The sequence below is a fragment of the Prochlorococcus sp. MIT 1314 genome, assembly GCF_034093315.1.
Classification (GTDB): domain Bacteria; phylum Cyanobacteriota; class Cyanobacteriia; order PCC-6307; family Cyanobiaceae; genus Prochlorococcus_A; species Prochlorococcus_A marinus_Y.
In genome coordinates this window covers 1,434,099-1,451,980 of sequence record NZ_CP139300.1, presented here as the reverse complement: position 1 = coordinate 1,451,980, position 17,882 = coordinate 1,434,099, and the positions used below count along the sequence as shown (strand labels likewise).

General features: G+C 33.4%; 22 protein-coding genes. 12 read left to right on the top strand and 10 right to left on the bottom strand.

Annotation, left to right across the window (positions count from 1 at the left end):
- The first annotated feature begins 5 nt into the window (after positions 1-5).
- Entirely contained in the window at positions 6-899 is an 894-nt protein-coding gene (mtnP, locus tag SOI86_RS08190) for an S-methyl-5'-thioadenosine phosphorylase (RefSeq protein WP_320681331.1), read from the top strand.
- 40 nt (positions 900-939) lie between these two features.
- Here the strand turns inward: mtnP and SOI86_RS08185 are convergent, their stop codons facing one another.
- The 6 genes from SOI86_RS08185 to SOI86_RS08160 all read right to left on the bottom strand — a co-directional run bounded on the left by SOI86_RS08185 (position 940) and on the right by SOI86_RS08160 (position 3,261).
- Positions 940-1,134 carry a photosystem II reaction center protein J gene (locus tag SOI86_RS08185; protein WP_209082923.1) on the bottom strand — a complete coding sequence of 65 codons (195 nt, stop codon included), beginning with the start codon at positions 1,132-1,134 and terminating at the stop codon, positions 940-942.
- A gap of 9 nt (positions 1,135-1,143) precedes the next feature.
- Positions 1,144-1,263, bottom strand: coding sequence for a photosystem II reaction center protein L (locus tag SOI86_RS08180; protein WP_002806119.1), 120 nt, complete (start codon positions 1,261-1,263; stop codon positions 1,144-1,146).
- Between the two features lie 11 nt (positions 1,264-1,274).
- Positions 1,275-1,421: a cytochrome b559 subunit beta gene (gene psbF / locus SOI86_RS08175; RefSeq protein ID WP_025929749.1), complete on the bottom strand. Its 147-nt coding sequence runs from the start codon at positions 1,419-1,421 to the stop codon at positions 1,275-1,277.
- Positions 1,422-1,423: 2 nt separating this feature from the next.
- Positions 1,424-1,672, bottom strand: coding sequence for a cytochrome b559 subunit alpha (gene psbE / locus SOI86_RS08170; RefSeq protein WP_025929748.1), 249 nt, complete (start codon positions 1,670-1,672; stop codon positions 1,424-1,426).
- Positions 1,673-1,806: 134 nt separating this feature from the next.
- Complete coding sequence (locus SOI86_RS08165; RefSeq protein WP_320681330.1) at positions 1,807-2,823, bottom strand: photosynthesis system II assembly factor Ycf48; 1,017 nt, start codon at positions 2,821-2,823, stop codon at positions 1,807-1,809.
- A gap of 9 nt (positions 2,824-2,832) precedes the next feature.
- Complete coding sequence (locus SOI86_RS08160) at positions 2,833-3,261, bottom strand: rubredoxin (RefSeq protein WP_320681329.1); 429 nt, start codon at positions 3,259-3,261, stop codon at positions 2,833-2,835.
- Between the two features lie 76 nt (positions 3,262-3,337).
- Here SOI86_RS08160 and SOI86_RS08155 point away from each other — a divergent pair, with 76 nt between their 5' ends.
- The 3 genes from SOI86_RS08155 to SOI86_RS08145 are packed head-to-tail and all read left to right on the top strand — an operon-like array spanning position 3,338 to position 4,969.
- Complete coding sequence (locus SOI86_RS08155) at positions 3,338-3,700, top strand: NAD(P)H-quinone oxidoreductase subunit 3 (RefSeq protein WP_320681328.1); 363 nt, start codon at positions 3,338-3,340, stop codon at positions 3,698-3,700.
- Between the two features lie 4 nt (positions 3,701-3,704).
- A complete protein-coding gene (locus SOI86_RS08150; RefSeq protein WP_414477936.1) occupies positions 3,705-4,439 on the top strand; it encodes an NADH dehydrogenase subunit K in 735 nt (244 codons plus the stop codon).
- Entirely contained in the window at positions 4,439-4,969 is a 531-nt protein-coding gene (locus SOI86_RS08145; RefSeq protein ID WP_320681327.1) for an NAD(P)H-quinone oxidoreductase subunit J, read from the top strand. The genes SOI86_RS08150 and SOI86_RS08145 overlap by 1 nt, the downstream gene beginning before the upstream one ends.
- On the opposite strand, the gene SOI86_RS08140 is transcribed toward SOI86_RS08145, so the two are convergent.
- The gene (locus SOI86_RS08140) at positions 4,966-6,351 is read right to left on the bottom strand and encodes a gluconeogenesis factor YvcK family protein (RefSeq protein ID WP_320681326.1); all 1,386 of its coding nucleotides are present in this window, start codon (positions 6,349-6,351) and stop codon (positions 4,966-4,968) included. The genes SOI86_RS08145 and SOI86_RS08140 overlap by 4 nt on opposite strands.
- A gap of 135 nt (positions 6,352-6,486) precedes the next feature.
- On the opposite strand from SOI86_RS08140, the gene SOI86_RS08135 reads away from it, so the two are divergent.
- Both SOI86_RS08135 and SOI86_RS08130 read left to right on the top strand, forming a co-directional pair.
- Positions 6,487-7,272, top strand: coding sequence for an ABC transporter ATP-binding protein (locus SOI86_RS08135; protein ID WP_320681325.1), 786 nt, complete (start codon positions 6,487-6,489; stop codon positions 7,270-7,272).
- A gap of 5 nt (positions 7,273-7,277) precedes the next feature.
- A complete protein-coding gene (locus SOI86_RS08130; RefSeq protein WP_320681324.1) occupies positions 7,278-8,123 on the top strand; it encodes an MlaD family protein in 846 nt (281 codons plus the stop codon).
- A gap of 7 nt (positions 8,124-8,130) precedes the next feature.
- On the opposite strand, the gene bchD is transcribed toward SOI86_RS08130, so the two are convergent.
- Complete coding sequence (bchD, locus tag SOI86_RS08125) at positions 8,131-10,314, bottom strand: magnesium chelatase ATPase subunit D (RefSeq protein ID WP_320681323.1); 2,184 nt, start codon at positions 10,312-10,314, stop codon at positions 8,131-8,133.
- Positions 10,315-10,362: 48 nt separating this feature from the next.
- Here bchD and folK point away from each other — a divergent pair, with 48 nt between their 5' ends.
- Genes folK through SOI86_RS08110 form a run of 3 tightly spaced genes read left to right on the top strand, consistent with a single transcriptional unit; the run spans position 10,363 to position 12,974 of the window.
- A complete protein-coding gene (gene folK / locus SOI86_RS08120) occupies positions 10,363-10,929 on the top strand; it encodes a 2-amino-4-hydroxy-6-hydroxymethyldihydropteridine diphosphokinase (RefSeq protein ID WP_320681322.1) in 567 nt (188 codons plus the stop codon).
- Positions 10,930-10,977: 48 nt separating this feature from the next.
- Complete coding sequence (locus tag SOI86_RS08115; protein ID WP_320681321.1) at positions 10,978-11,541, top strand: NUDIX hydrolase; 564 nt, start codon at positions 10,978-10,980, stop codon at positions 11,539-11,541.
- Positions 11,538-12,974 carry a cryptochrome/photolyase family protein gene (locus SOI86_RS08110; protein WP_320681320.1) on the top strand — a complete coding sequence of 479 codons (1,437 nt, stop codon included), beginning with the start codon at positions 11,538-11,540 and terminating at the stop codon, positions 12,972-12,974. Before SOI86_RS08115 ends, SOI86_RS08110 begins: the two co-directional genes overlap by 4 nt.
- Here SOI86_RS08110 and SOI86_RS08105 read toward each other — a convergent pair.
- Positions 12,959-14,164: a DegT/DnrJ/EryC1/StrS family aminotransferase gene (locus SOI86_RS08105; RefSeq protein WP_320681319.1), complete on the bottom strand. Its 1,206-nt coding sequence runs from the start codon at positions 14,162-14,164 to the stop codon at positions 12,959-12,961. The genes SOI86_RS08110 and SOI86_RS08105 overlap by 16 nt on opposite strands.
- Before the next feature lie 53 nt (positions 14,165-14,217).
- Positions 14,218-14,811, bottom strand: coding sequence for a thioredoxin family protein (locus SOI86_RS08100; protein ID WP_320681318.1), 594 nt, complete (start codon positions 14,809-14,811; stop codon positions 14,218-14,220).
- A 105-nt stretch (positions 14,812-14,916) separates the two neighbouring features.
- Here SOI86_RS08100 and fabI point away from each other — a divergent pair, with 105 nt between their 5' ends.
- From fabI to SOI86_RS08085, 3 genes are all read left to right on the top strand, one after another.
- Positions 14,917-15,699: an enoyl-ACP reductase FabI gene (gene fabI / locus SOI86_RS08095; protein WP_320681317.1), complete on the top strand. Its 783-nt coding sequence runs from the start codon at positions 14,917-14,919 to the stop codon at positions 15,697-15,699.
- Between the two features lie 20 nt (positions 15,700-15,719).
- Positions 15,720-16,325 carry an imidazoleglycerol-phosphate dehydratase HisB gene (gene hisB / locus SOI86_RS08090; RefSeq protein WP_320681316.1) on the top strand — a complete coding sequence of 202 codons (606 nt, stop codon included), beginning with the start codon at positions 15,720-15,722 and terminating at the stop codon, positions 16,323-16,325.
- 72 nt (positions 16,326-16,397) lie between these two features.
- Positions 16,398-17,882, top strand: a complete 1,485-nt coding sequence (locus SOI86_RS08085; protein ID WP_320681315.1) for a carotenoid oxygenase family protein — start codon at positions 16,398-16,400, stop codon at positions 17,880-17,882.

Sequence of the window (17,882 nt, the reverse complement as noted above, 5' to 3'; positions counted from 1 at the left end):
TCAAAATGAATAAAGAACATTTACTACCAATTGAACATTCAAGATTAGGCATAATAGGTGGGAGCGGATTTTACTCAATGGATCAAATAGAGTATTTAAGAGAAATAGAAATCAATACTCCCTATGGTAAACCTTCTGATTCAATAAGAGTATATAAGCTTGGCAATTTAGAGATAGCGTTCATTCCAAGACATGGAAGAACACATCGATTAAATCCTACTGAAATTCCTTATAAAGCTAATATTTGGGCTCTAAGATCAATAGGCGTAAGATGGATTGTCGCTCCATCAGCAGTTGGCTCCCTTCAAGAACAAATCAGACCATTAGATATAGTTGTACCTGACCAATTTATAGACAGAACTCAAAATAGACCTGCATCATTCTTTAATGATGGTGCAGTTGCTCATGTCACTATGGGGGATCCTTTTTGTACAAATTTATCCAGAATATTGGGTGAAGTTGGAGAAAAACATATTCCTGGCGGGAGACAATTACATAGAGGAGGAACTTATTTAGCAATGGAAGGGCCAGCTTTTTCAACCCGAGCAGAATCCAATTTATATAGAAGTTGGGGCTGTTCGATAATAGGAATGACAAATCATACGGAGGCAAGATTAGCAAAAGAGGCTGAGATAGCTTATTCCTCATTATCTATGGTTACTGATTATGATTGCTGGCATGAAACGCATCAAGAAGTATCTGTTGAGATGGTTTTGGATAATCTTAGATCGAATACTGAAGTCGCTAATAAAATAATATCTGAATTGGCTAAAGTTATTGAGAAAGAGAGACCAAAAAGCAAGTCTCATTTTTCATTAAAAGATGGCTTGATAACCCAAAAAGAAAATATCCCTAATTCCACAAAGGAAAAATTAGAGATATTTATAGATTCTTATTGAAATCTTAGATTATTAGAAACAACCTAAAAATTTAAGAATTTTATGCTGAACCTACTCCATTATAGGAACCATAGAAAAATATTCCTAAAACGAATATAACTGCGATACCCCCAGCTGTGGCAACAAGCCAGAGTGGAAGAGTTCCCTCAGTCCACCTTCTTTCCCATGCTACTGCTGGTCTGCCATCTGGCAACCTGTCTGGGATTCTGCCATCAGGGCCTTTTAATTTACTCATGATTTTAATTTAGTTGAAGAAATAACTGGAAAATAAGATTCCCAAAACAAATACTGATAATAAACCTAGGTAAAGGCTTGTGCGATTAAGTTCTACAGGAACTTTGTTCGGATTTTCGTTTACTTGCATAATGAATAAAGTTAACGTCTGATAAATTGCATTGCTGCAATGGCACCTAAGAAAAATACTGAAGGTATCGCAAGAGCGTGAACTGCAAGCCAACGAACAGTAAAAATTGGATAAACGCGGACTTCTGCAGCCTGCATTGGAGCTTGTGAATTAGTCATTTTTATTTTGTTCTTAAATCTAATTGAGACTTAGCGTCATACCTTTGAGTAACGACAGGGGCTTTAGATTCAGATGCTTGAAAATAGCTATCTGGACGAGGAGTTCCAAACGCATCGTAAGCTAGGCCTGTATATACGAACAGAAAGCCTGCTATAAAGATTGCTGGAAGTGTTACTGCGTGAATAATCCAGTATCTAACACTGGTTATTATTTCAAAAAATGGGCGTTCACCCGTTGATCCTGCGGCCATAATCACAATTATTTACTCTATGATCTTACAAGGTAAAATCATATGTTTGCGAAGATATTAAGAGCTTGGTTACAGACAGTTGCTAAATTGATGCAAAATTAAGATTTTTTTTATTTTTAAATACATATTTAAATTTATCCTTTCCACTTAAGTATGTAACCACGCTCCCCAAGAACAAAGCCCTTTTGAGTGTCAATTTGATCTTTATTTAGAAAGATAATCTTAATGTAGTTAGTTGGCAATGAAGAAGCTATTGGATCAGAGTTCCAAGTTTTACCCTTATCTTTGCTTACAATAAGAGTCCCATTACCTCCTCCAGCCCAAATATCTCCATTAGGGTCCCATCCTAGATCGAGGTAATTATATCCATTCAAAATTGGTACTATAGGTTTAGACCAACTTTCGATATCTTCACTTTCTTCATTGAACCTAATTTCAGCACCTCTAGATAACATCCACAAATTCCCCGAAGGATTGAATCCAATGCTTTGAACCCTTTTACTACTAGCTCTTTGATGTGCGACCCAAGTATCATCATTATTATCAAGTGTTGAAAAGAAATTCCCCAAACTACTTACACTGACATAATTTCCATTAGTATTTCTCCTTAGATCTCTAACCCCTCCAGAACCTGAGGCATCTACAACTTTCGCATTCCATGATTCACCGCTATCTGTCGTTTTATATATAGCACCTGCAGTCGTGGCCAATTCTGCAATGCCATCATCAACGGTTGTTATGAGATATGGTTGCCCTGGTAATTTATTACCTAAGGACAAACGAGTCCAATTTTTCCCCGAATCAAATGTATGCATTACTAATGAAGGCTGGCCAATCAACCATCCCTCTTCACCTTTAAAATCAATGTCTAATAGACGAAAGTTTTCTTCACTTGGCAAATCTAGATCTCTTTTTTCCCACGTTTCTCCACCATCATTCGTTTCCATAATAAGTCTATTAGAACCTACTAAGAAACCATTTTTATTATCTATAAAATCAACATCTAAGACATTCGCCTGATCTTCAAATTGAATTGTTTCCCAGGGACTACCATCATTCAACTTAACTCCTGTAGATGAACAACTGCTCAAAATAAAGCAGAGAAATAAGGTTAAGAGAAGATTTGGTATGCTTGTAAAAATTTTTTTCATTTATATATATTAATGCAAAGAGTACAAAGAAAGGAAACATGCAGCTGCAAATGCTAAACCACCAAAAATTAATATATTTTTTTGACCAGGGGGCAAGCTATTGAAGCCAAATCCATAAGTTAAATTTTCTTCAAAACCACTAGGTTTAGATTTTGGACCTATATCTTTATAAAAGTTCTTTCCAGCTCTGCAAACTGGACAAGCAAATGTTTTACCATCTAAATCTGAAAATGGAGTATTTTTGGGTATATTTAATTTTTTATTTCCTTCAGACGGATCATAAATGTATCCACAACTTCTACATTCGAATCTATTTTGTTCTAAATTGATTGTAGGTTGTTCAGAATCTACTACTGATGAGTATTTAAGAAGTTTTTCTTTCTCAAAATTCTCAACTATTTTGTTTTCCTCAGATGCTGGTTGAATGTTTTCACTCACGGTTTATTATTGTTCTTTAAGAACTTTAAAAGATTTTGCTTAATTAAGCGAATTTTATTCAAAATTAATTTTTAAAATGTTTTTATTAACTGGCTATGAATATTTTCTAGGTTTTCTGATAATTGCTGCCGCTGTTCCAATACTAGCTCTGGTTACTAATTTTATAGTTGCTCCTAAAGGCAGAAGTGGAGAAAGAAAACTAACATATGAGTCTGGTATGGAGCCTATTGGAGGAGCATGGATACAATTTAATATTCGTTATTACATGTTCGCCTTAGTTTTCGTTATATTTGATGTAGAGACAGTATTCCTTTACCCTTGGGCTGTTGCCTTCAATAGATTAGGCTTGTTAGCATTTATTGAGGCATTAATTTTCATTGCAATACTTGTTATCGCTTTGGCTTACGCATGGAGAAAAGGTGCTTTAGAATGGAGTTAAAAAATTGAACCAACAATTATCCCCGAAAGCAATCAGAGAAATCAGAGAAGGAACCTGTAATCCGCTTGGGGCACCACAAGTAACTACGGATTTAAGTGAAAATATTATCCTTACAAGTCTAGACGATCTTCATAATTGGGCCAGATTAAGTAGTCTTTGGCCTCTTCTTTACGGTACTGCTTGTTGTTTTATTGAATTTGCTGCCCTAATTGGTTCTAGATTTGATTTTGATAGATTTGGATTAGTCCCAAGAAGCTCTCCAAGACAAGCTGATCTATTAATAGTTGCAGGTACAGTAACAATGAAGATGGCTCCAGCTCTAGTAAGACTTTATGAACAGATGCCTGAACCAAAATATGTAATTGCAATGGGGGCTTGTACTATCACAGGAGGTATGTTTAGCGCAGATTCTACTACCGCTGTTCGAGGTGTTGATAAATTGATACCTGTTGATCTTTACCTTCCAGGATGTCCACCAAGACCAGAAGCAATCTTTGATGCTGTAATAAAATTAAGAAAAAAAGTTGGCGATGAATCAATTCTAGAACGGACAAAAACAGAGCAAACCCACAGGTACTTAACATTAGATCACGAAATGAATCTTGTTTTCTCTGAAAATACTGGTGAATATTTAAATAAAACTTCAACAAATGTTATCTCTTCCTCCAATAAAGAAAAAATAATTGAATTATCTGAGAACAGCGAAAACACTAAAATTATCAATAGAGACCAAGTTTAATGGAAAAAGACGGTTTAGCTAAATCCTCAGATGCTTCAATAGAAAAAGAAGGATTTGTAAGTCAATCTTTATCTAAAGATGGAATTCCAAATCAATCATTGGCTAATGATCACATTGGAATAGAAAATATTTCTGTAGAACCTAGCAAATTATATGAAGCAGTATCGGCTTTAAGAAATTACGGTTTCAACTATCTTGAATGTCAAGGTGGCTATGATGAGGGTCCAGGCAAAAATCTTGTTAGTTTCTATCATTTTATAACTGTTGATGATTTACAAAAAATCGAAAAGATTAAAGAAGTCAGGTTAAAAGTTTTCTTGAAACGAGATTCTGATTTATCAATTCCTAGTTTGTATAAAATTTTTAAAGGAAGTGATTGGCAAGAAAGAGAAACATATGACATGTATGGAATAAATTTTCTTGATCATCCAAATCCTAAAAGACTATTAATGCCTGAAGATTGGAGAGGATGGCCATTAAGGAAAGACTATATTCAACCAGACTTCTATGAACTTCAAGATGCTTATTAGTTTAATTTCTTTAATTTACGGTATGTAAACATAACTGCTCTTCCTAGTCTTCTCGGATCATGCCTAAGAGTAGGAGTTATTCTTTTTGAATATAATGGTGCCTGTAGAACATAATAACCCTCAGATAATAATTTCTCTTTATTACATTGGACAGGTTCTGCCCCTCTACTCTCGTAATAGTCTATTAATGGAGACTTTTCAAATTGAACTTGGGATAAAATTGCGTTAAAAATTCGAGTATTAACTCCAAAATTTGATAATTGTTTTTCTATTGATTTGATATGTTGATAAACATCAAGCCCATCTGTTTCGCCAGGCTGAGTCATCAAATTACTTATGTAAATTTTGGGAGCATTACTTTTTAATAAAGCATCTACTATTTCTGGCACTAATAAATTAGGCAATAAAGAAGTATAAAGACTGCCTGGCCCAAGAACAATCAAATCAGCGTCTTTTATAGATTCAAGCGCACTCGGTAAAGCAGAAGGATTTTCTGGTAGGTAACCAATCCTAGAAATTAATTTTTTAGATTTGCTGATATTGCTTTCACCAAAAATTCTTTCACCATCCTCTAATTCGGCCCACAACATAACATCAATATTTGTTGCCGGTAAAACTTGACCTTGTACTGCCAAAACTTTACTAGAGGCTTGAACTGCTTTTTCTAAACTACCTGTAATTGTTGTTAAAGCTGATAAGAATAGATTTCCAAAGCTATGACCCTCTAGACCGCTTCCTCCTGAAAATCTATATTGAAATAATCTTGTTAAGATGGGTTCTTCGTTTGATAAGGCCGCCAAACAATTTCTAATATCTCCTGGAGGCTGCACACCTAATTGTTTTCTTAGAATTCCGCTACTTCCACCATCATCAGATACAGTTACTATTGCTGTAATATTACTACTGTAATTTTTTAAGCCTTTCAATAAAGTAGATAAACCTGTACCTCCTCCAATTGCGACAATATTAGGACCTCTTTTTAATTTACTCTTAACTCTTAATGCATCAACTAAAAATGTATTTTTTTCTGGAACAAGCGCTTTTTGAATAGAGTTAATACTTCTATTTTGCCCAATCCCTATTAATAAAAGTCCAATAACAAAAATTAATGGTCCCAATAATGAAACAGGCAAGACTCTAGTTAAAACTGTCATTAACCAAAAAAATATTTCAATAAGCCAATAAATTGGCCTTAAATTTGTCCAAATTGCTAGGCCTAATAATGTAGTCAAAAATCCTATCGCAGATGTAATCATCCATCTTTTAATTACCAGTCCTGGCAAGAGCCAACTCATAATTCTTAAAATCTTGTCTAAAAAGACAAAATTGGACTTTTTAAAATTTTTATAATATCTTCTTAATCTTTTTTTACGCTTATTCATTAAAAACCTCTTAAATTATTTTTTCTCAAATAAAAAACTACATATTTTCATTATAAATCAAATACTACATCCTTTTTTTTATTCCTAAAAATAGGCAATATGTAATAGAAGATAACTTTTTCTTTAATAAAGGTTTTGAAAAAATCAAAGCGTGCAGTTGAAACAACAAGCCTGTCAATAAGCTGGGGGCAAGTTAATGTGCTTAATCAAATAAATTTTGTACTTAATGATGGAGAGAAATTAGCTATTGTTGGCCCGTCTGGCTCTGGCAAATCAACTATATTAAAAATATTAGCAGGGCTAATTTTGCCTACCGATGGAGAATTAAAAATATTTGGAGAGAAACAGAAATATTTAAGGTTAGATCAAAATAATCCTCCTGATGTAAGACTAGTTTTTCAGAACCCAGCATTATTAGGATCTTTAACTATTGAAGAAAATGTAGGTTTTCTTCTTAAAAGAAATAAAAACCTATCTAAAAAGTTAATCCATGAAATCGTAAGTGAATGTTTAGCTGAGGTTGGATTATTTAATGTTGAGAATAAACTTCCAAATGAATTAAGCGGAGGAATGCAAAAAAGAGTAAGTTTTGCTAGAGCTTTAATTACGGATCAAACTCTTAATACAAATACTAAACCTTTATTACTTTTTGATGAACCGACTGCGGGCCTTGATCCAATTGCCTCATCAAGAATTGAAGATTTAATAAATAAGACAAATGATAAAGCCAACGGATCATCTATTGTGGTTAGCCATGTTCTTAGTACTATAGAAAGGACTTCAGATAAAGTTTTAATGCTTTACGGAGGCAAATTTAGATGGGGAGGTTCAATCGATGAATTCAAGGAGAGTAATGATCCCTATGTATTTCAATTTAGGCATGGAAAACTTGATGGTCCAATGCAACCCAAAGACATTTAGCAATTATGCGTAGAAGCTTACGAGATTCAATAGTTGGATTTTCCTTATTAGGAGGAATTTTAATATTTACATTTTTTTCTTTTTGGCTAAGAGGAGTAAGATTATCTTCAAAAAATTGGCACCTCTTTGCTGAATTTAACAACGCAAGCGGTTTATCAAAAAAATCTCCAGTGACATACAGAGGAATTTTAGTGGGATCAATAGAAGATATCTTGTTTACAAGTGAATCAATTAAAGCAAAAGTAGTTTTAAATAATCCTGATATTATTCTACCTAGGCCAGCATTTGCAAGGGTAGTGACGAATTCTTTTCTGGGCGGAGATGTACAAGTCGCTTTAGAAACTAGTGATAAGGAAATTCCTAAAAACATCGCAAAGCCTACATCCGAAAAATGCGATAACAAATTAATCATTTGCCAGGGAGATATTATCACTGGGAAACAACTATCAAGTCTTTCAAATATAACTAATAGAATAAGTCAACTTTTGAAAGAATCAAATCAAGAAAATTTAATTGAGAATATCGTTAAGTCAATGGATCAATTTGATAAAACACAAGAAAACCTTGATGAATTAATTTATTTATCGAAACAAGAAATACTTAGAGTTGAACCTTTAATAAAAGAAATTACAATTGCGGCTAAACATTTGAATAACATCTTATCTACTGTAGATGACAAAGAAACTCTTAATGACATTAAGTTGACAATTAATACTGCAAGATCCATCTCCAGCAAAATAGATGATATGAGCGATGACTTTGAAAAATTGACTAAAGATAAAGAATTAACCAAGTCTATAAGAGATTTAACTATTGGACTTTCAAAATTCCTTAACGAAATTTATCCATAAGTAATATTTAGAATTCATTTATAGCATTTAAAGCCATAGCTGCGATTGCTTTATCTGTAGCTTTTGGCAGTTGGACATATTTCCCTTTAGCTGCCTCTGCCAACTCTTTACCAAAACCGCTTGCAATAAATTTTCTCTCTGTATCAATTACTAAGAGTTTTATCCCAAGCATGGGATATTTTGCAGCGATATCAAGAACCTCTTGCTTTAAATCAACATTATCATTTACATTATCTTTTTCCGCAGACTCATTTTGACCTAAAGATAATCCTAATGGTACATTTCCTCTTCCATCAGTAATCCCTACAACAATAACTTGCCCTATATCTCCTGTAGAAAGAGCATTTTTTGCTACTTTTGCTGATTGTGTTAGTCCATGAGCTAAAGGCGATCCGCCACCACAAGGCATTGTTTCTAGCCTTCTTTTTGCTGCAGTTATAGATCTTGTTGGTGGTAAAAGAACTTCTGCCTGATTACCTCTAAAAGGGATAAGGGCTACTTCATCTCTATTTTCATATGCCTCTGTTAAAAGTCTTATTACTGCGCCTTTAGCACTTTGCATTCTGTTAAGAGCCATAGAACCACTAGCATCAACCAGAAAAATTACTAAAGCCCCCGCCTTTTTTTGAAGAAGCTTTGCCCTAAAATCATTTTCTTCAATAACTATTGATTTATTTGGGTTCCTTAATCTTCTTGATTTTTGATAAGGAGCAGCTGCTCGAAGAGTAGCATCTACAGCAATTCTTTTTACTTTACCTCTTGGAATAATAGGTTTTACATATCTTCCTCTACTATCACTAAATATGACTGATCTACTACCGCTATTTCCCGCTTTAGCTTTAGCTGATGAAAAAAGCAATAAATCAGGATCAACCATACATGCCTCAGGATCTAGTATAAATTCTTCAGGAATTTCGGGAGTAGATTCTTCTTCTCCATCAGAATTATCTTCCTCTTGTTCTTGCTCTTGATTATCATCATTTTCATTAGCTTCAGGTTCAGACTCTTCATTGTTTGATTGAGGTGGAGGTGGGGGACTCTGATCCTCTGGAGGGGGTGGCTGTATATCATCATCGTCTGGAGGTACTTGCATTGCTCGTGGAAGAATAACTAACCTTACTGCCACTTTTAGGTCTTCAGAATTCACATTCTCATCACCTCGAAGAGCTGCATTAGCCTTCGCTACTTTTACTGCAAATAATTCTGACCTATGCCCTTCTACTCCTCCCCTAAGAGCTTCATTCACTAAATAGGTTATTTGCTCTTTTGTTATCTTGACATCCTTTAACCATTGCCTTGCCAAAATTAATTGAGTAGATAAATTATCGGATTCTTCCGACCATTTTTCTGAAAATTTAATATTATTTTCTGCGTGTGATAAAACAGATTTTGTAATCTCAACTCTTTGAGCATTATCAATAGATTGATCTGCGGAAAGCACAATAGCAAAACGATCTAAAACATGATCTCTTAAAGCACCTTCTTCAGGATTATAAGTTGCTATTAAAAGTGACTTACAAGGATGAGAAAGGCTTAAACCATCTCTTTCAATATTATTTTTCTCTCTACCTGTAGCTTCAAGAATCAAATTTACAATGCCATCATCTAATAAATTTATATCGTCTACATAAAGAACACCTCTATGAGCCTCTGCTAAAATTCCAGGTTGAAATACTTGCTCCCCAGTACTTAATGATGCAGCGACATCAATTGATCCAACAAGCCTGTCTTCAGTTATGCCAATGGGAACTTGAATAAATGGAGCTTCTCTTACTTTTTTCGGAATTTCTTCAATTTGATTCAAATAATCACTTCCAATTACCTCCTCCAACAATTTATTAGTACTAATATCCCATTCCTCTGGTTTATCTGGATCTAGGTTCCTACCAATAGGTCTTAATGAAGTTCCACTATTTTTCTCAGTTAGCTTTTCCAGTATTAATTCATTATTTAATACCTCTATAGGAGGAAGCAAAGTATGTAAACCCCTTGCTAATACTGACTTACCAGTACCTCTTCCGCCAGCAATAATCACTCCCCCTAAACTAGGATCAACTGCTGCCAAAAGTAAAGATAATTTCAATAAGCTATGACCTGTAATTGCGGCCAAAGGGAAAGCTCTAAAAGAATCCTTTGACTTCATTAAATCTTTTATTTCTCCTTTTTCTTTTAAATCTGGGTTCAAAATCACTTTAAAAATGCCTGATATAGAATTTATCCAATAACTTTGTTTTTTGTAGTGGAATTATCAAATCTTAATATCAAAAATGGACTATGTATATCCCTCGGAGCAAATATTGATAGTAAATTTGGCAGCCCTCTTGAGTCACTATTAATTTGCAAACCAAAAATAGAGGAAATAATAAATGAGTGGGGAGATAGTTCCAACGAAAAAAAAGAAAAGAAAAGCGAATTTCATGCAAACTTTTTTTGGTCTTCAATTTATGAGACATTACCTCATGGTGTTGAGAATGAGCAGCCAAATTATTTAAATACCCTATTACTTATAAAAAGTAATTCTTTCCCTAAACCATCAAATAAAAACGCGAAATTACTTTTAAAAGAGCTAAAAAAGTTAGAGAAATTTTTCGGACGAGAAAAGACGCCAAAGGGTAAGAAATGGTTATCAAGATGTCTAGATTTAGACATTCTTTGGTGGGAAGATTTTCATACGATTGACGAGGAATTAACATTACCTCATCCTAGATTCATGAATCGGAATTTTGTTATTACACCACTATCTGAAATCTTAAGTAGAAGCCAAAAAATCACCAAGTTTGATGATCCAAAATGGTCTATTAATTGATTTACAAAACCAAAAAATAACTGTTAGGCTATTTTTATTTTAAAATTCATGGGCAACAAAAACCTTCTAAAAAGATCGATTTTTAAAGAAAAAATATCTGAGTTAAAGTCTAAAAAATTTAGTTTCGAAATAAATAGAATTGAGCTTCCAAATGGACATGAAGGTGAATATGGATACATTAAGCACCCTGGGGCAGCATTAGCCGTACCAATCACAAAAGACAATAAAGTTATCATTCTTCGGCAATATAGATTTGCTATTTCAAGGTATTTATTAGAATTTCCAGCAGGTACATTAGAAATAGGTGAAACACCTATTAATTCAATTCAAAGAGAAATACAAGAAGAGACTGGATTCAGTGCAAACAATTGGGATGAACTAGGCACTCTTGTCCCTGCTCCTGGGTATGCAGATGAAGAAATTTATTTATTTTTAGCTCGTGATTTAAACAAACTCAATTCCGAGGTTAAAGGAGATTTAGATGAAGATATAGAAGTATTAATTTTAGATCCCGACGAACTAGATAATCTTATTTCTAGTGGGGATGAAATTCTTGACGCAAAAACCGTGACGGCTTGGTTTAGAGCTAAACAATTTTTAGATATATTATGAATAAACCTAGAATACTGTTTTGGCATAGAAAGGATTTAAGAATATTTGATAATCAAGCTTTAACCGAAGCATTTTCATTATCAAATGCTATTACTTCAACTTATATATTTGATAAAAATTACTCACACGATTTCAATGCAAGTTCAAGAGCTTGGTTCCTAGGAAATTCGCTTCAAGAATTAGGTAATAACTGGAAAAAAATGGGTAGTAGATTAGTTATGGAAGAAGGAGATCCAGTATTAATAATCCCTCAATTAGCAAAGAAAATAGAAGCTAAATTTGTTTTTTGGAATAAAGCAATTGAACCTTATGAGATTAATCGCGATTTACAAATAAAAAAAATTTTAAAAGAACAAAATATTCAAGTTATTGAAACTTGGGATCACTTATTAGTAGAACCTTTAAACATATTTTCCGGAAATAATAAACCTTATTCAGTTTATGGGCCTTTTTATAAAAACCTTAAATCAAAAATGAATTTATTAGGTCCATATGACCAAGATAAAGTTATTTTCCAGTTTAAAGATATAGATAATAAACTCAAAGAAAATAAGACGATAAATGCATCTCATTTGGTTCTAGAGAAATTTATCCAAAATATCAAATTTCCTGGTTCGAATATTTGTCCATGTAGACCTGGAGAGAATGCTGCAGAAAGATTATTAGAAAACTTCATTAACGGAAAAAAAATATATTCTTATAATTCTGCACGAGATTTTCCTTCCTATAATGGGACATCTTTTCTAAGTGCATCTCTCAGATTCGGCACCATTAGCATTAGACAAATATGGAACGCTACATTAAATTTAAATTCAGATTTTGCACATCAAGGAAATTATCTATCAATTGAAACTTGGCAAAAAGAACTTGTTTGGCGTGAATTTTATCAACATTGCTTATTCCATTTCCCAGAGCTAGAGAAAGGTCCATATAGAAAAAAATGGGATCACTTTCCATGGCAAAACAATAATGAATGGTTTCAGCATTGGAGCAAAGGAGAGACCGGAGTACCTATAGTTGATGCTGCAATGCGTCAACTAAATAGTACTGGCTGGATGCATAACAGATGTAGGATGATAGTCGCTTCATTTCTGGTAAAAGATCTTATATGCAATTGGCAAATGGGCGAGAAAAAATTTATGGAGACTTTGGTTGATGGAGACTTAGCTGCAAATAATGGGGGATGGCAGTGGAGCGCCAGTAGCGGTATGGATCCAAAACCACTTAGAATTTTTAATCCATATACCCAAGCAAAAAAATTTGATCCTATTTGCGAATACATAAAATATTGGATTCCTGAATTATCTAAAGTGTCAAATTCAGAATTATTAAATGGGGAGATATCTAATTTAGAAAAAAATAATTATTCAAGCCCTATTGTCAATCACAATATACAACAAAGATTATTTAAATCACTTTATGCTGAAATTTGAATTTCCTCTATACAATTCTTTAAAACTTTATTTAAATTTTCTGCTACATAAACTTGCTCTTCATAAGAAATTTCAGGAAACATTGGAAGACTAAGAACTTCTGTACAAATTCTCTCTGTATTAATGAGTTTTGTTCTAGAAAAGTTTTTATTTTTGTAAGCTATTTGTGCGTGTATTGGAATTGGATAATAAATAATTGAATTAATACCTTTTTCAAAAAGTTGTTGTTTTACCAAATTCCTTAAGGAATAGTATTTTTTGCAATCAGTATCAAATAAATTTGAAAAATCTTCATTTAAAATATATTTATCGTTTCTTAATTTGATTACAAATTGATTCCAAGAATGGGAAATTAAATCAGAGCTAATTTTTGGAAAACTAATAAATGGATTTTTTTCTAATAAATCAAGGTAATTATTAGCAATTTTTTGGCGATTATTAATCCACTTAGAAATATATTTAATTTTAATGTTTAATATGGCAGCTTGAATGGTATCAAGTCTGCTGTTATATCCAATTTGGGTATGATGATATCTTATTGGGCTGCCATGAACAGCAAGTTCTCTAATTTTTTTTGCAATCTTCTGATCTGAGGTTGTTACTGCTCCACCATCTCCAGCAGCTCCTAAATTTTTAGTAGGGAAAAAGCTAAAACAGCCTATATCACCGATACTACCAACTTTGGAAGTTTCCCACATTGTGCATGTTGCCTGAGCACAATCTTCGATTACTTTTAAGTCATATTTCTTGGCCAAAGATTTTATTAAGGTCATATTCACTGCATTACCAAATAGATGAACTGGCATAATTGCCTTGGTATTAGAATTTATTTCTTGTTCTATTAGTTCAGTATTAATGAGATAAGTTTCTGGATCTATATCTACCAAAACAGGATTAGCACCAACTGCACTAATAGCCTCTGCAGTTGCAAAAAAGCTAAAAGATGAGGTAATAACTTCATCACCCACACCAATATTTAATGCGCGCAAAGCTAATACTAAAGCATCAGTTCCACTATTACATCCAATAGTATTTTCAACACCAATCAGATTTGAAAAACTCTCCTCAAATTTGGCAATTTCTTGTCCTCCAATATACTGGCCCCCTTTTAAAACTTTAGAAACCTCACTCTCAATTTCAGAGCCAATTTCTTGGAACTGCCTATCTAAAGTAAATGGAGGTATCTGCATAGTAAATATATTAACCCTAAACCATATTTCTATGGGTAAAAAAAATTTTTAATTCATTTAAACCAACTTGGTTCTTTACCAGGAGTCCATTTTATATTGCAACCTAAAGAAGGCATCTGATTTGAAGGATAAGAATTATCTTGATTCAAATCTTTTACGGCAGAGCGCAAATCTTTTCCAGATAGAGGGATATTATTAGCTGGTCTACTATCGTCTAATTGGCCATGATAATACAATAAAAAATCACCATCTCCTTCATTTGAAAAAAGATAAAAATCTGGGGTGCAAGCCGCTTTTAATTTCTTAGCAAAACTTTGATTTTCATCATATAGATAAGGGAAACTCCATCCCTGTGTTTGTGCTTGTAATCTCAAATTTTTAGGAGAATCTGAAGGATGAGTGACAATATCATTACTAGAAATTGCAACTGTTTGAACTGTATTTTCAATTTCTTTACTTAAGGTGAAAATTAGCTTCTCAATATATTTAACAAATGGGCAATGGGCACAAATAAACATTAAAAGTAAATGCCGATTATCTAGATTATGAGAATTAAAATATTCATTTTTTGAAGAATTAGCATTTAACATTTCGAAATTCGGTAATTGAAAACCTAATTCCAAAACCATAGAATTTGTTCTTACCATGTTCAAGTTAAAAATTCTTTGATATTTGAAAATTATTGTATATTTTGCAGTAATCCGTAAAGATAGGTACTTTTATATAGGAGAATAATAGAAATAATAAACAAAATGCTTCTAAATCTAACTGGCAAAAAAATTCTTGTTACGGGAATTGCCAACAATCGTTCAATAGCATGGGGTATCGCTCAACAACTTTCAAAAGCTGGTGCTGAACTTGGAATCACATATTTGCCTGATGATAAGGGAAGATTCGAGTCTAAAGTTAGAGAACTAACTGAACCGTTAAACCCATCTTTATTTTTGCCTCTTGATGTTCAAAATCCAGCTCAAATCGAAGAAATATTTAAAAATATAAAAAACAATTGGGGGCAAATTGACGGATTAGTTCACTGCCTAGCATTTGCAGGACGAGACGAATTGATTGGAGATTATAGTGCTACCACTTCAGAGGGTTTTGATAGGGCTCTTAATATAAGTGCGTATTCGATAGCACCTTTATGTAATGCAGCAAAACCACTTTTTAGTGCAGGTGCTGGTGTTGTCTCATTAACTTATTTAGGAGCAGAGAGGGCAATTCCTAACTACAACGTGATGGGAGTTGCAAAAGCAGCTCTAGAAGCTTCCGTAAGATATCTTTCTGCAGAACTTGGTCCCGAAAAACAAGTCAGAGTTAATGCAATAAGTGCTGGACCTATAAGAACACTTGCGAGTTCTGCTATAGGTGGCATTTTAGATATGATTCACAATGTTGAAGAAAAGGCTCCTTTACGCAGAACAGTCACTCAAACAGAAGTAGGTAACACAGCTGCTTTTTTATTAAGTGATCTCTCTAGCGGCATTTCAGGCCAAACAATTTATGTTGATGCGGGTTACTGCATTAATGGAATGTAAACTAAGTTTTTTGCATAAAAATGTCATCTCTAAGGCAATCTGAAATAAAAAGAAAAACGAATGAAACAGATATTTCTGTATTTATAAACATAGATGGAAATGGAATTTCTGAGATTGATACTGGGATACCATTCTTAGATCATATGCTTCATCAAATATCCAGTCATGGTTTGTTCGATTTAAAAATAAAAGCAATTGGAGATACCCATATTGATGATCATCATACAAATGAAGATGTAGGAATCGCATTAGGCAAAGCATTTTCAAAAGCCTTGGGAGAAAGAAAAGGAATAAGCAGATTTGGACATTTCTTTGCCCCATTAGATGAAGCATTAGTTCAAGTCACTTTAGACTGCTCTGGTAGACCGCATCTATCTTATGATCTTCAATTAAAAGCCCCTAGAATAGGAAATTATGATACTGAACTAGTAAGAGAGTTTTTTATTGCCTTTGTAAATAACAGCGGTATTACTCTGCATATTAATCAAATACGAGGAAGTAATTCACATCACATAGTTGAGGCGTGCTTTAAAGCTTTTTCAAGAGCAATGAGAATGGCTACCGAGATAGATCCAAGAAGATCTGATTCAATTCCAAGCAGTAAAGGAATGTTAGAAAAACAATAAAATAGGAATTTTTTCGAATCAGCCACAATTCAATTTATTTTTGGCGAAGATAGATTAAGTGATTATTTTGTTGTGACTAATTTACAAGAAAAAAAGATTGATAAATTTAATATTTTTAAAAAAGAAGATTGGTCAAGTGCTTATCAAAATGTAGAAAAGGAGCTAACTAAAGAGCCTCTAAAAATTAGTAAAGGTAATAATATAAAAAATTTAAATGGAACATTATTAAGAAATGGACCAGGAATATTAGAGAGAGGTGGACAATGGGTTCATCATCCATTTGATGGTGATGGGATGATAACATCCATAAAATTCGAAAATGGTCAGCCATTCTTAACAAATAGATTTGTTAAAACTAAAGGCTATTTGGAAGAAGAAAAAATAGATAAATTTATTTATAGAGGTGTTTTTGGAACACAAAAAAATGGAGGAATTTTAAATAATGCATTAGATCTAAAATTCAAGAATATCGCTAATACACATGTCATTAAATTAGGAGACGAAATTCTCGCATTATGGGAAGCAGCAGGTCCACATGCAATGGATCCTGATAGTCTTGAGACTATTGGTTTAACAACATTAAAAGGAGTACTCAAGCCTAACGAAGCATTCAGTGCTCATCCCAAAACAGACCTAAACTCAAATGCATCTTCAGAACTTTTAGTCACTTTTGGAGTACAAACCGGGCCAAAAAGTACCATTAGATTAATGGAATTTGATAATGCTGGTACAAATTCTGGAGAGCTCATTTTTGACAGAAAAGATACCTTTAATGGCTTTGCATTCCTTCATGATTTCGCAATTACAACTAATTGGGCAATATTTTTACAGAATTCTATTGATTTCAATCCTCTTCCATTTGTAATGGGTCAAAGAGGAGCAGCACAATGTCTAAAGTCAAACCCAAATAAAAAGGCAAAGTTTTTTATCATCCCCAGAGAAAGTGGATTATTTAGAGGACAGCCTCCTTTAACAATAGATGCTCCAGAAGGATTCGTTTTTCATCATGTAAACGCATTTGAAGAAGATTCCAAAATTGTATTAGATAGTATTTTTTATGATGATTTCCCATCAGTTGGTCCAGACGAGAATTTTAGGGATATTGACTTTGATAAATATCCAGAAGGAAAACTGAAAAGATCAATTATCGATCTAAAGGCAAAAACTTGTGAACTTGAAACTTTCAGTGAACAATGTTGTGAATTTGCTGTTGTTAATCCTAAAAACTTAGGAGTAAAAGCAACTTTTAGTTGGATGGCAAGCACATCTCAAAAGCTGGGGAACGCTCCACTTCAAGCAATAAAAAAAATAAATTTAACTTCTAAGGAAGAGATTTTTTGGTCAGCGGGTCCAAGTGGATTTGTTAGTGAACCAATTATGGTTCCATCAGAAAACTCTTCAAAAGAAGATGAGGGATTTTTATTTATACTTCTATGGAACGGAGAAAGAAGAGGAAGCGATTTAGTGATATTAGACGCAAAAGACTTAAAAGAATTAGCTGTTTATGAATTACCCATTTCAATTCCTCATGGCCTTCATGGATCTTGGGTTAATTGA

Coding starts and splice junctions, on each gene's coding strand:
- mtnP (WP_320681331.1), top strand. CDS start 6: ATGAATAAAGAACATTTACTACCAATTGAACATTCAAGATTAGGCATA.
- SOI86_RS08185 (WP_209082923.1), bottom strand. CDS start 1,134: ATGAGTAAATTAAAAGGCCCTGATGGCAGAATCCCAGACAGGTTGCCA.
- SOI86_RS08180 (WP_002806119.1), bottom strand. CDS start 1,263: ATGCAAGTAAACGAAAATCCGAACAAAGTTCCTGTAGAACTTAATCGC.
- psbF (WP_025929749.1), bottom strand. CDS start 1,421: ATGACTAATTCACAAGCTCCAATGCAGGCTGCAGAAGTCCGCGTTTAT.
- psbE (WP_025929748.1), bottom strand. CDS start 1,672: ATGGCCGCAGGATCAACGGGTGAACGCCCATTTTTTGAAATAATAACC.
- SOI86_RS08165 (WP_320681330.1), bottom strand. CDS start 2,823: ATGAAAAAAATTTTTACAAGCATACCAAATCTTCTCTTAACCTTATTT.
- SOI86_RS08155 (WP_320681328.1), top strand. CDS start 3,338: ATGTTTTTATTAACTGGCTATGAATATTTTCTAGGTTTTCTGATAATT.
- SOI86_RS08145 (WP_320681327.1), top strand. CDS start 4,439: ATGGAAAAAGACGGTTTAGCTAAATCCTCAGATGCTTCAATAGAAAAA.
- SOI86_RS08140 (WP_320681326.1), bottom strand. CDS start 6,351: ATGAATAAGCGTAAAAAAAGATTAAGAAGATATTATAAAAATTTTAAA.
- SOI86_RS08130 (WP_320681324.1), top strand. CDS start 7,278: ATGCGTAGAAGCTTACGAGATTCAATAGTTGGATTTTCCTTATTAGGA.
- SOI86_RS08115 (WP_320681321.1), top strand. CDS start 10,978: ATGGGCAACAAAAACCTTCTAAAAAGATCGATTTTTAAAGAAAAAATA.
- SOI86_RS08110 (WP_320681320.1), top strand. CDS start 11,538: ATGAATAAACCTAGAATACTGTTTTGGCATAGAAAGGATTTAAGAATA.
- SOI86_RS08105 (WP_320681319.1), bottom strand. CDS start 14,164: ATGCAGATACCTCCATTTACTTTAGATAGGCAGTTCCAAGAAATTGGC.
- SOI86_RS08100 (WP_320681318.1), bottom strand. CDS start 14,811: ATGGTAAGAACAAATTCTATGGTTTTGGAATTAGGTTTTCAATTACCG.
- fabI (WP_320681317.1), top strand. CDS start 14,917: ATGCTTCTAAATCTAACTGGCAAAAAAATTCTTGTTACGGGAATTGCC.
- hisB (WP_320681316.1), top strand. CDS start 15,720: ATGTCATCTCTAAGGCAATCTGAAATAAAAAGAAAAACGAATGAAACA.